This window comes from Streptomyces sp. NPDC127117 (assembly GCF_042677325.1).
Lineage (GTDB): Bacteria > Actinomycetota > Actinomycetes > Streptomycetales > Streptomycetaceae > Streptomyces.
Window position 1 is genome coordinate 1 of the sequence record NZ_JBHXTM010000063.1, and the last position, 11326, is coordinate 11326.

At 71.0% G+C, this 11326-nt stretch carries 10 protein-coding genes; 5 read left to right on the top strand and 5 right to left on the bottom strand.

Annotation, left to right across the window (positions count from 1 at the left end; all coding sequences use genetic code 11):
• Positions 1-391 precede the first annotated feature (391 nt).
• Together ACFVH0_RS34840 and ptsP are read left to right on the top strand one after the other, a co-directional pair.
• On the top strand, positions 392-841 hold the full coding sequence (locus ACFVH0_RS34840) for a PTS glucose transporter subunit IIA (RefSeq protein ID WP_385826861.1): 450 nt from the start codon (positions 392-394) through the stop codon (positions 839-841).
• A 76-nt stretch (positions 842-917) separates the two neighbouring features.
• Positions 918-2588 (top strand): phosphoenolpyruvate--protein phosphotransferase, encoded by a 1671-nt coding sequence (gene ptsP / locus ACFVH0_RS34845; RefSeq protein WP_385826863.1) that lies wholly within the window; start codon positions 918-920, stop codon positions 2586-2588.
• Between the two features lie 63 nt (positions 2589-2651).
• Here ptsP and ACFVH0_RS34850 read toward each other — a convergent pair whose 3' ends face one another.
• On the bottom strand, positions 2652-3587 hold the full coding sequence (locus ACFVH0_RS34850) for a hypothetical protein (protein ID WP_385826865.1): 936 nt from the start codon (positions 3585-3587) through the stop codon (positions 2652-2654).
• Positions 3588-3665: 78 nt separating this feature from the next.
• Positions 3666-5642, bottom strand: a complete 1977-nt coding sequence (locus ACFVH0_RS34855; protein WP_385826867.1) for an acetoacetate--CoA ligase — start codon at positions 5640-5642, stop codon at positions 3666-3668.
• Positions 5643-5865: 223 nt separating this feature from the next.
• On the opposite strand from ACFVH0_RS34855, the gene ACFVH0_RS34860 reads away from it, so the two are divergent.
• Positions 5866-8226: a glycoside hydrolase family 31 protein gene (locus tag ACFVH0_RS34860; protein WP_385826869.1), complete on the top strand. Its 2361-nt coding sequence runs from the start codon at positions 5866-5868 to the stop codon at positions 8224-8226.
• Between the two features lie 99 nt (positions 8227-8325).
• Here ACFVH0_RS34860 and ACFVH0_RS34865 read toward each other — a convergent pair whose 3' ends face one another.
• Positions 8326-8865: an NUDIX domain-containing protein gene (locus ACFVH0_RS34865; RefSeq protein WP_385826871.1), complete on the bottom strand. Its 540-nt coding sequence runs from the start codon at positions 8863-8865 to the stop codon at positions 8326-8328.
• A 57-nt stretch (positions 8866-8922) separates the two neighbouring features.
• On the opposite strand from ACFVH0_RS34865, the gene ACFVH0_RS34870 reads away from it, so the two are divergent.
• On the top strand, positions 8923-9729 hold the full coding sequence (locus ACFVH0_RS34870; RefSeq protein WP_385826873.1) for a M15 family metallopeptidase: 807 nt from the start codon (positions 8923-8925) through the stop codon (positions 9727-9729).
• Positions 9730-9846: 117 nt separating this feature from the next.
• Positions 9847-10209, top strand: coding sequence for an Mpo1-like protein (locus tag ACFVH0_RS34875; protein WP_385826875.1), 363 nt, complete (start codon positions 9847-9849; stop codon positions 10207-10209).
• Between the two features lie 104 nt (positions 10210-10313).
• Here the strand turns inward: ACFVH0_RS34875 and ACFVH0_RS34880 are convergent, their stop codons facing one another.
• Positions 10314-10919 carry an ATP/GTP-binding protein gene (locus tag ACFVH0_RS34880; protein ID WP_385826877.1) on the bottom strand — a complete coding sequence of 202 codons (606 nt, stop codon included), beginning with the start codon at positions 10917-10919 and terminating at the stop codon, positions 10314-10316.
• The gene (locus tag ACFVH0_RS34885) at positions 10900-11322 is read right to left on the bottom strand and encodes a DUF742 domain-containing protein (protein WP_385826878.1); all 423 of its coding nucleotides are present in this window, start codon (positions 11320-11322) and stop codon (positions 10900-10902) included. The genes ACFVH0_RS34880 and ACFVH0_RS34885 overlap by 20 nt, the downstream gene beginning before the upstream one ends.
• Positions 11323-11326: the final 4 nt, after the last annotated feature.

The window sequence follows — 11326 nt, forward strand, 5'->3', positions numbered from 1 at the left end:
CTTTCGTGTCCGATTCCCGGTCGAAGCGGGTCTCGCTTTCGCTTTCCAGTTCTTCGCTTTCGCGTTTCCCTTTCCGGCGAGTCCGACTCTATCAGTCCTTTTCGCTTTCCTTGACCAGCCCCTGCAGGCATGCAGGTGCCGAGTCCGGTTAGAGTCAGGGCTTAAAAGTCGCCGCCGACCCCCGACTCAAAGTCGCGTTGGGGTCAGGCAGGAGTACGACAGTACAGGTCGCCGAGAGTCGAGGCAAATCGTTTCCGGTGTGCGCCTAAGGCCGCGAACAGCCAGGACTCGGGCGGAACCGGGACTTCTTATGACTTACGCTGCTGAACAGCACGCCGTCGCGCACAGGCTGTGACGGCGCCGATCAAGCTCCACCCCTGGGAGGCTCCCTATGACCACTGTGACGTCCCCTCTTGCCGGACGTGCCATCGGGCTCGCTGCGGTACCGGACCCGGTCTTCTCCGGCGCGATGGTGGGTCCTGGAACCGCCATCAACCCCGTGCGTGAGCCGTCCGAGGCGGTATCGCCGGTCGACGGCATCATTGTCTCCCTGCACCCGCACGCCTTCGTCGTCGTGGACGAGACCGGGCACGGGGTACTGACGCACCTCGGCATCGACACCGTTCAGCTCAACGGCGAAGGATTCGAGCTGCTCGTGAACAAGGGGGACACGGTCACGCGTGGCCAGGGCATCGTGCGCTGGAACCCCGCGGCCGTCGAGGCGTCCGGCAAGTCGCCGGTGTGCCCGGTCGTCGCGCTGGAAGCCACTGCCGAATCCCTCTCCGACGTCCGCGAGGACGGCGACGTGAAGGTCGGCGACGCCTTGTTCGGCTGGCAGTGACGAACCAGGCCCGATGACAGCCGACTGGATATCCACCGCGGGGGCACCGGCCGCCGCACGACCGGAGACGGGTGCAATGGAGACAACGCTGCGAGGCGTCGGTGTGAGCCACGGGGTGGCGATCGGCGAGGTGCGTCATATGGGTACGGCGGTGCTCGAACCGCCGGCCAAGCAGATCCCCGCCGAGGAGGCCGAACGCGAACAGGGGCGCGCTCGGCAGGCCGTGGAGGCCGTGGCGGCCGATCTGATCGCACGCGGCAACCTGGCCGGTGGCGAGGCTCAGCACGTGCTGGAGGCCCAGGCCATGATGGCCCAGGACCCTGAGCTGATGGCTGACGTGGAACGGCGTATCGCCGTCGGCAGCACCGCCGAGCGTGGCGTCTACGACGCGTTCGCCGCGTACCGGGCGCTGCTCGCCAACGCCGGGGAGTACCTGGCAGGGCGCGTCGCCGACCTCGACGACGTGCGCAACCGGATCGTGGCCCGGCTGCTCGGTGTGCCGATGCCCGGTGTGCCGGACAGCGACGAGCCCTATGTGCTGATCGCGCGGGATCTGGCGCCCGCGGACACGGCGCTGCTCGACCCGGCTCTGGTGCTCGGTTTCGTGACCGAGGAGGGCGGGCCGACCAGCCACAGCGCGATTCTGGCCCGGGCGCTCGGGGTGCCCGCCGTGGTGGCGCTCCCCGGTGCCGGTGAGCTGGCCGAGGGCACGGTCATCGCCGTGGACGGCAGCACCGGTGAGATCTTCGTCGAGCCGAGCGCCGAGAAGCGTGCGGAGATGGAGAGTGCAGCCGCCGCGCGCAAGGCCGCGCTGTCGGCTTCGTCCGGTCCGGGTGCGACCTCCGACGGTCACAAGGTCCCGCTGCTCGCCAACGTCGGCGGGCCCGGCGACGTACCGGCGGCGGTCGAGGCCGGTGCGGAGGGCGTGGGGCTGTTCCGTACCGAGTTCCTGTTCCTCGACGACAGCAGGCAAGCTCCGTCCGAGGAGAAGCAGGTTGCGGCGTACCGGGCGGTGCTGGAGGCGTTCCCCGAAGGGCGTGTCGTCGTACGGGTGCTGGATGCCGGGGCCGACAAGCCGCTGGACTTCCTGACTCCGGCGGACGAGCCGAACCCGGCGCTGGGTGTGCGCGGGCTGCGGAGCCTGCTGGACCACCCCGATGTGCTGCGTACTCAGTTGACCGCGCTGTCGAATGCGGCCCAGGGGCTGCCTGTCCACCTTGAGGTCATGGCGCCGATGGTGGCGGACCGTGCGGATGCCAAGGCCTTCGCCGACGCCTGCCGTGAGGCCGGTCTGCAGGCGAAGTTCGGTGCGATGGTGGAGATTCCGTCCGCCGCGCTGCGGGCACGTTCGATCCTGCGGGAGGTGGAGTTCCTTTCCCTGGGGACCAATGACCTGGCGCAGTACACCTTTGCCGCCGACCGTCAGGTGGGCGCGGTGTCGCGGTTGCAGGACCCGTGGCAGCCCGCCCTGCTCGATCTGGTCGCGCTGTCGGCGGAGGCTGCGAGGGCCGAGGGCAAGAGCTGTGGTGTCTGTGGTGAGGCTGCCTCCGATCCGCTGCTGGCCTGTGTCCTGACGGGGCTGGGTGTGACGTCGCTGTCGATGGGTGCCGCGTCCATCCCCTATGTCCGTGCCACGCTGGCGAAGTACACGCTCGCGCAGTGCGAGCGTGCCGCTTCCGCCGCTCGTGCGGCGGACTCCGCCGAGGAGGCACGGGTCGCGGCCCAGGTGGTGCTGTCGGGCGAGTAGTCCCGCGGCGTTGTCCGGTGAAGGGGCGCCCCGCCGATGGTGGCGGGGCGCCCCTTCGGCCTGTCAGTGGTGCGATTCCGGTTCGTCCGCGCCGAGGTCGAAGCCGGCGCAATACTCGACGTGTGACTCCGGGGCGACCGGTTCGCCGGTGTCGGCGTCGGTGCAGTAGGCGCTGAATACCTCACCGGCGCTGAGCGGGGCCAGGTCGCCGCGGGTCAGGCGCCAGCCGTGCACCCGGTCCTGGGCACCGGGGCGGCTCGTGCGGAGTACGACTCCCCCGGGCCTTTCGAGGGCGATGCCCACGGCGAGCACCGTGACGAACTCCGCCCCCTCGTCCGATTCGAGCCGGGCCGGGCCGGCGCTGTCCCGCTCGGTGTGCAGGACGGCGAGCAGGTTCTCGTTGTCGGTGGGGGTGCTGCAGACCAGGTGGTGTGTGCCCGGGCCGGCCGTCTCCAGCATGCGGAGCAGCAGGTGCGAGGCCCGGTCGAAGGCGGCGTGGCCGACGTCCTTGCCGCAGTCCGCGCATTCGCCGAGGCCGGCCAGGAGCATCGTGGCGTACTCCCAGGTGGCCCGGCGGACGGCCCGGCTGACCAGGAGCGGGATCAGGGTGTCGATGGGTTGGCCGGTGTACGCGACGGTGGCGCCGGCCGAGGCGACTTCGGCGGTGAAGCGGCTGCGGCTGGCCGGGGCGTCGGGAGCGAGTCCCGACTCGGCGCAGTACTCCGCGTACTCCTCCGGGTCGAAGAGCGCGACCGTGGCATGCATGCCCTGTGCGGAGAGGGTCTTCAGCAGGACTTCGACCTGCTGGAGATAGACGGTGTGGTCGTCGAAGGTGAAGGTGCGGTAGCGGCGCATCGCCGCGAAGTCCTGCTCGTCGGCCAGGAGGCCGATGGTGCTGGGTGCTTCGCGGCGCAGCGTGCGTCGCATGGATGCGCCGGCCCGGCGGTACCCGCCGGGCCTGCCGTGCTTGCTGTCCCCGTTGTTCCTGATGTGCGCCATGACTCCCCCAAGTGCCCTGTCGATCATTGCTCACTCAGAGTAATCAGAGGCACTGACAATGGGGACGGTCGCGGACGGTCAGTGACGCTTGCGGGCGAGGTCCTCGTAGAAGTGGAGGAGTTCGAGGTTGTCGACCGAGCCGGGGTTGACCGCCTTGGCCAGGGCCGTGCCCTGCAGGAGGCGTTTGACCGGGACCTCGATGCGCTTGCCGGTGAGGGTGTGCGGGATGCCGGGGACCTCGATGACCTCGTCCGGGACGTGGCGTGGGGAGAGGTTCTCCCGGATGGTCCGCTTGATGCTGTCGCGCAGCGCGTCGTCGAGCCGTGCGCCTTCGGCGAGGTGGACGAAGAGCGGCATCCAGTAGCCGCCGTCGGGCTCTTCGAGGCCGATGACGAGGGATTCGCGGATCTCGGGGAGCCGTTCGACCGCCTCGTAGATGTCGGCGGAGCCCATCCGTACGCCCTGGCGGTTGAGGGTGGAGTCGGAGCGGCCGTGGATGATGACCGAGCCGTGTTCGGTGATGGTGATCCAGTCGCCGTGGCGCCAGACACCGGGATACATGTCGAAATAGCTGTCGCGGTACCGGCTGCCGTCGGGGTCGTTCCAGAACCGGATGGGCATGGAGGGCATGGGTGCGGTGACGACGAGCTCGCCGACCTCGCCGATGAGCGGTTCGCCCGCCGGATCCCAGGAGCGGAGGTCGGTGCCGAGGCAGGCGGCCTGGAGTTCGCCGATGTGTACGGGGAGGGTGGGGACCGCGCCGGCGAAGCAGCTGCAGACGTCCGTGCCGCCGCTGACGGAGGCGATCCACAGGTCGGCGTCGACTTCGTCGTGGAGCCAGCGGAAGCCGTCGGGCGGGAGCGGGGAGCCGGTGGTGGCGACGCACTGGACGCGCGAGAGGTCGAAGTCGCGTCCCGGGTGGATGCCGGCCTTCCGGCAGGCCATGACATAGGCGGCCGAGGTGCCGAAGAGGGTCGCTCCGGTCTGTTCGGCGACGCGCCACTGGGCGCTGACGTCGGGGTAGCCGGGGCTTCCGTCGTACAGCACGAGGGTGGTTCCGGTGAGGAGGCCGGAGACGAGGAAGTTCCACATCATCCAGCCGGTGGAGGTGTACCAGAAGAAGCGGTCCTCGGGGCCGAGGTCGCAGTGCAGGCCGACCTGCTTGAAGTGTTCCAGCAGGATGCCGCCCTGGGACTGGACGATCGCCTTGGGGAGCCCGGTGGTGCCGGAGGAGTAGAGCACCCAGAGCGGGTGGTCGAAGGGGACCTGTTCGAAGACCGGCTCGGTGTCGGCGGACGTGAGGGCGGACCATTCGAGGGCACCCTGGGGAGCCTCGGTGCCCAGCAGCGGGATGTGGACCACGGCGCGCAGGGTGGGGAGTTCGCGGCGCAGTTCGGCGACGGTGTCGGCGCGGTGGTGTTCCTTGCCGCCGTAGCGGTAGCCGTCGACCGCGAAGAGGACCACGGGTTCGACCTGCTGGAAGCGGTCGAGGACGCTGCGGGCGCCGAAGTCCGGGGCGCAGGACGTCCAGACGCCTCCGACGGCGGCGGTGGCGAGGAAGGCGACGACGGCCTCGGGGATGTTGGGGAGGTAGCCGCTGACCCGGTCGCCGGGGGCGACGCCGAGGGCGCGGAGTTCGGCGGCGAGCGAGCCGACCCGGCGGCGGAGCTCGGACCAGGAGACGGGGATCTGGGTGTGGGTCTCGTCGACGTGGAGCAGGGCGGGGGCGTCCGCGCGCAGGGGGTCCTCGGCGGTGCGCAGCGCGTGCTCGGCGTAGTTGAGCGTGGCGCCGGGGAACCACTGGGCGCCGGGCATGGTGCGGTCGGCGATGACGGTCTCGTACGGGGTGGAGAACCGTACGTCGAACCAGTCGGCGACGGCCTGCCAGAAGGTGTCGAGTTCGTCGACGGACCACTGGTGCAGCGCCGGATAGCCTCCCTCGGCCGGGGCTCCGTAGCGCTTGGCCGCCCAGCTCTGGAAGCGGGTGACGGCGGCGGCCGCGATGCGGTCGGGGCCGGGCTGCCAGAGGGCGGCTTCGTTGGCTGCTGCGGTCATGGGGCGGCTCCCTGGCTGTACGGGTACGCGGGATGGGCGTGGCGTCAGCGCACACGTGCTGGGGTGTGCGCGTGAGGCGGCTTTTACGGACGATGCCATGTGATCGTCTTTCGCACCAGGGTTCCCCACCCATGGCCGTGTGTCCGGACATGTGGTCCGGCCACGGGTGAACGGAAGTTGAACGGAGCCCTCATCCGCTCCGTCGGATGGCAGGCTGAGCTGCATGGACGGTCGTGACCTGGTGCGCTCGGTGAAGATGGTCGGTTCGGTGCGGGGACTGCGCTCGGTGCGCTCGTCCTGGCGGCGTCGCAGTGCGGATGCGCGGGCGCTGCCCCGGCGTGGTGCGGAGCGGGCGCGGGTGCCCGGTCTCATGGTGGGGGCGGAGCCGGAGCCGGGCGGGGGTGTGGTGCGGTTCGCCCGTTCGGAGTTGCGGGTGCGGGTGGCGGTGGGCGGTGCGGTGTTCTGGGGCTGGGACGGGGCTGAGCCGTTGCCGTCGTACGCGCTGCCCGGTGCGGCGCCCGAGCCGGATCCGCGGGCCGTGCTGGAGCCGGACAAGGACGGCGGCTGGCAGGTGGTGTCGGAGCGGCTGACCGTCGCGGTGTCGCGGCACGGGGCCGTGGAGCTGCGTACGCCGGGCGGGGTGGTGTTCCGGCGCGAGCTGCCGCCGCGCTGGTGGGAGCCGGTGGCGGGGGGTGGTGCCCGGTGGGTGCAGCGTTCCGAGGTTCCGGCGGACGCGCGGTTCTTCGGGCTCGGGGGCCGGGCTTCGGGGCCGCGGCTGCGGGACGGTGTGTACGGCTTGTGGAACACCGATCCGGGTGGGCGTTTCGGTCCCGGTGACGATCCGCTGTATCTGACGATGCCGGTGCAGCTCGTGGTCTGTGACGCGGGGACGCATCTGGTGTTCCACGACAACACCTGGTCGGGGCGGGTGACTCTGCGCGAGGGCGAGGAGGGGGCGGGTTCGGGTCATGACCGGCCCGGGATGTGCGAGGTGCGGATGGATGGCGGGCCGTTGCGCTGCTGGGTGGTGGCGGGTACGCCGGCCCGGGTGTTGCAGGGCTGGACGGCTCTGACGGGTGCTCCGGCGGTGCCGCCGTCCTGGGCGCTGGGTCCGCAGCACGCCCGGTGGGGGTTCGGGAGCGAGCGGGAGGTGCGGCGGGTCGTCGCCGGGTACCGGGAGCGCGGGCTGCCGTTGGCCGTACTGCATCTGGACATCGACCACTACGAGGCGCACCGGGTGTTCACCGTCGATCAGGGGCGCTTTCCCGATCTGCCGGGCCTGGCGAAGGAGTTGCGGGACGACGGCGTGCGGCTGGTGTCGATCGTCGATCCCGCGGTGGCGGCGGAGCCGGGGAACGCGGTGTTCGACGCGGGGGCGGTGGTCGGGGACCGTGGCGCTTTCGTCCGGGATGCGCGGGGACGGGTGGTGCGCGGGGAGGTGTGGCCGGGTGAGTGCGTGTTCCCGGACTTCACCGATCCGCGGGTGCGGGAGTGGTGGGGCGGTCTGTACGAGGAGCGGCTGGCGCAGGGGTTCTCGGGTGTGTGGCACGACATGAACGAGCCGGTGTCGTTCGCGGCGTTCGGTGATCCGTCGCTGCCGCGGTCGGCGCGGCACTCGCTTGAGGGCCGCGGGGGTGATCACCGCGAGGCCCACAACGTCTACGCGCTCGCGATGGCGCGGGCCGGGTACGAAGGGCTGCGCCGGCTGCGGCCCGAGGAGCGTCCGTTCCTGTTCTCGCGTTCCGGCTGGGCGGGGATGCAGCGTTACGGGGGCACCTGGTCCGGTGATGTGGAGACCGGCTGGCCGGGGCTGCGGGCCTCGTTGGCGCTGGTGCTGGGGCTGGGGCTGTGCGGGGTTCCGTACTCCGGGCCCGATGTGGGCGGGTTCGACGGGTCGCCGTCGCCGGAGCTGTATCTGCGGTGGTTCCAGCTGGGTGCCTATCTGCCGTTGTTCCGTACCCATGCGGCGATCGGCGCGGGGCGGCGGGAGCCGTGGGAGTTCGGGCCGCAGGTGCTGGAGCACGCGCGGGCGGTGCTGGAGGAGCGGGAGCGGCTGCACCCGTACTTCGTGACGCTGTCGCGGCTGGCCGGGCTGACCGGCGCCCCGTATGTGCGGCCGCTGTGGTGGCGTGCGCCCGGGGACCGGGCGTTGCGGGAGTGCGAGGACGCGTTCCTGCTGGGTGACGCGTTGCTGGTGGCTCCGGTGCTGGAGCGCGGCGCGGACCGCCGGGCGGTGCGGTTGCCCCGGGGGCGTTGGTACGACACGGCGACCGGCGAGGTGTACCAGGGGCCGGGGCAGGTGTTGCTCGATGCGCCGCTGTCCCGGGTGCCGGTGTTGGCGCGGGCGGGTTCGGTGCTGCCGGTGCGGGGTGCGGACGGTGGTGTGGAGCTGGAGGTGTGGGCTCCGGCAGCGGGGCGCGGTGGGAGGGGGCTGGTGGTCCGGGACGCCGGGGACGGCTGGGAGCGGGCGGACGTCGAGCGGTACACGTCACGGTGGGTGGACGGGCGGGTCGTGGTCGAACGGGAGGGCCGGAAGGGTGAGGAGGGGTCGGTGGGATATCCGGTGCGGGTGCGTGGTCTGTAGCGGCCCGCCTCGGGGTGCCCGCCGGGCAGCGGGGCCTGTCCGGCGGGGGGTGCTTCGGAAGGCCCGGCCCTCACCACCGCGCGCGGCCCCTGCTGCCGGTCAGCGGTAGCCGCCGTCGAACCAGGTGCGGACGGCGCGGGTGTGCAGGGGGAAGGCCAGCTCGGCGGGTGTGCGGAGGAGTCGGAAGCCGGCGGTCTCGTCGGTGGGACGGGAGGGTGGGAGCGCGGTCGCCGGGCGTTCCGGGAGGAGGCCGAGGAGGAGCAGGTGGCCGTCCGGGGCGCTGAGGGCGTCGGCGAGGCGGACCTCCCGTTCATCGGCCGCGATGCCGGTCTCCTCGCCCAGTTCCCGTACGACGGCGTGTTTCCAGTCCTCGTCGTGGTCGATGTACCCGCCGGGGAGGGCCAGGCCGCCCGGGTGGGGCGGGATGGTGCGGGTGATCACGACGAGGCCGGTGCCGTCCCGGTCGGTGACGGGGAGGAGGGCCACGGCGACCGGCAGTGGATTGCGGTAGGCGGTGCTGCCGCAGGCCGCGCAGGTGCGGGGCCAGGTGGCGATCGCGGTTGTGGTCCAGGGCGCGCCGCAGCTGCCGCAGTGCGAATCCCTGGCCGGTTTCTCGGGGTTGCTCCTGGGTGCGGACACGCGCGGACTGTACCGGATCCTGCGGCGGGCTCCCCCGTACTACTGGATTATGTGCCCATGACAGGTTTTGCTTCCGCTTTCCGTGTCCTGGCGGCCGCTGCCGCCGCCCTGCTCGCCGTCACCGCCGCCGCCCCCGCCGCACGGGCGAGGCCCGAACCGAAGGCGCCCGAGGGGTTCGTGGCGCTGAGTTCGGTGGATCCGACGATCATCCAGGAGATGCGCTACCCCACCGCCCACAACTTCATGGGCGTCCCGGTCGACGGCTACCGCAATCCGCTCTGCATCCTGACCCGGCCCGCGGCTCGGGCACTGCACGACGCGCAGACCCGGCTGCTGCGCCTGGGCTACTCGCTGAAGGTGTACGACTGCTACCGGCCGCAGCGGGCCGTCGACCACTTCGTACGCTGGGCGAAGGATCTCGACGACGAGGCCATGAAGGGCGAGTTCTACCCCCGGGTCGACAAGACTCGGCTGTTCGCGGACGGTTACATCGCGGAGAAGTCCGGGCACAGCCGCGGCAGCACGGTAGATCTGACGCTGGTGAAGCTGCCGGCCGCGCCGACCCCTCCGTACCGTCCGGGCGACCCGCAGGTGCCCTGCTACGCACCGGCGGCCGAGCGGTTCCCGGACAACTCCGTGGACATGGGCACCGGCTTCGACTGCTTCGACACGCTCTCCCACACCGATGACCCGCGCGTCCAGGGCGTTCAGCGCACCCACCGGCAATTCCTGAAGAAGACGCTCACGGACGTCGGTTTCGTGAATCTGGCCGAGGAATGGTGGCACTACACCTTCAAGCCCGAACTGTTCCCGGACACCTATTTCGACTTCCCCGTGGCCCGGCGGTCCGTCGCGGGCCACTGACACCGAAGCGGAAGGCGGACGGCCCGGACCACCCCCGTGGGCCCCGGCCGTCCGCTTCTTCTTCTGCGACGCGGATCAGCCGTTTCCGGTTGCGGTCCGAGCTACTACGGTGCCCGTATGTCACAGCAGACGTTCGATTCGTACGAGGAGTTCTGGCCCTACTACGTGGCGATGCACTCCAGGGCCGCGACCCGGTGGGTCCATCTGACCGGCTCCCTGACCGGGCTCGCGGTCACCGCCTACGGTCTGGCACGGGGGCGCAAGCGGTACCTGGCCGCGTTGCCGTTGATCGGGTACGGGACCGCCTGGCCCGCGCATTTCCTGATCGAGAAGAACAATCCGGCCACCTTCGGGCATCCTGCCTGGTCGCTCCGCGGCGATGTGCAGATGATCCGGATGATGCTGGCGGGACGCGACCGGGAGCTGGCCGCGATCGCCGCCGAGTGGCTCGCCGGCAACGGGTGCTGCCAGGAGTGTTGACGGTCCGTCGCAGCGGGAGAAAACTCTTCGCTCAGCGACGCGACGACGCGCGGCCCGTACCCCGGTCGGCGGGGGTACGGGCCGTGTCGTGCGCGCAGCGGCCGTTACGTGACGACGGGCTCGCGGACGCGTTCCGCGCGGTCCACGGCATGCTCGACGACGCCCACCAGTACGTCCCGTACGGAGCCCCGGTCGCGCGCGTCGCACATGACCACGGACACCTCCGGGTCCAGGTCCAGTGCCGCCTGCACCGTCTCGACCGGGAACTCGTCGGCCCCCTCGAAGCAGTTGACGGCGACGGTGAACGGAATGGCCCGGCGTTCGAAGTAGTCGACCGCCGCGAAGCAGTCTTCGAGCCGCCGGGTGTCCGCTAGCACGACGGCGCCGAGCGCGCCCTGGGCCAGTTCGTCCCACAGGAACCAGAAGCGGTCCTGGCCCGGGGTGCCGAAGAGGTACAGCACCAGGTCCTCGCGCAGGGTGATCCGGCCGAAGTCCATGGCCACCGTGGTGGTGGTCTTCGCCTCCACACCCGCGAGGTCGTCCACCGGACGGCCCGCCTCGCTGAGTCTTTCCTCCGTGCGCAGCGGCCTGATCTCGCTGACCGCGCCCACCAGAGTCGTCTTGCCCACTCCGAATCCGCCCGCCACCAGGATTTTCAGGGTAACGGGCTCAACGGGCCGCTTCTTGCGGCTAGAGCGCCCGAAGGCCATTGATCACCTCGCGAAGAATGTTCACGTCCGGCAGCTCGGCTGGCGGAACGGGACGGGTTACGTGCACCAGCTCGTCCTCGACGAGGTCACCGACCAGCACCCGGACCACCCCGACGGGGAGGTCCAGACCGGCCGCGAGCTCGGCGATCGACTGGGGCATGCCACTGCAGAGTTCGACGATCTCCACGTGTTCCGGGGAGAGCGTCTGGTCCCGGCCGGGGTCGTCGGCCTCGGGTTCGGGGACGACGATCGCGATCAGGTCGAGCCGATGGCGGGAGGCGCTGCTTGTTCGGCCCCGGGTCATCGCGTACGGACGGACCACCGGTCCCGCCTCGGCGTCGTACCAGTGCGAGGCCTGCGGGTCGGTGGGCGTTGCCGGAGATCTGGAGGAGTCAGCGCTCACCGTC

Coding starts and splice junctions, on each gene's coding strand:
- ACFVH0_RS34840 (WP_385826861.1), top strand. CDS start 392: ATGACCACTGTGACGTCCCCTCTTGCCGGACGTGCCATCGGGCTCGCT.
- ptsP (WP_385826863.1), top strand. CDS start 918: ATGGAGACAACGCTGCGAGGCGTCGGTGTGAGCCACGGGGTGGCGATC.
- ACFVH0_RS34850 (WP_385826865.1), bottom strand. CDS start 3,587: ATGGCGCACATCAGGAACAACGGGGACAGCAAGCACGGCAGGCCCGGC.
- ACFVH0_RS34855 (WP_385826867.1), bottom strand. CDS start 5,642: ATGACCGCAGCAGCCAACGAAGCCGCCCTCTGGCAGCCCGGCCCCGAC.
- ACFVH0_RS34860 (WP_385826869.1), top strand. CDS start 5,866: ATGGACGGTCGTGACCTGGTGCGCTCGGTGAAGATGGTCGGTTCGGTG.
- ACFVH0_RS34870 (WP_385826873.1), top strand. CDS start 8,923: ATGACAGGTTTTGCTTCCGCTTTCCGTGTCCTGGCGGCCGCTGCCGCC.
- ACFVH0_RS34875 (WP_385826875.1), top strand. CDS start 9,847: ATGTCACAGCAGACGTTCGATTCGTACGAGGAGTTCTGGCCCTACTAC.
- ACFVH0_RS34880 (WP_385826877.1), bottom strand. CDS start 10,919: ATGGCCTTCGGGCGCTCTAGCCGCAAGAAGCGGCCCGTTGAGCCCGTT.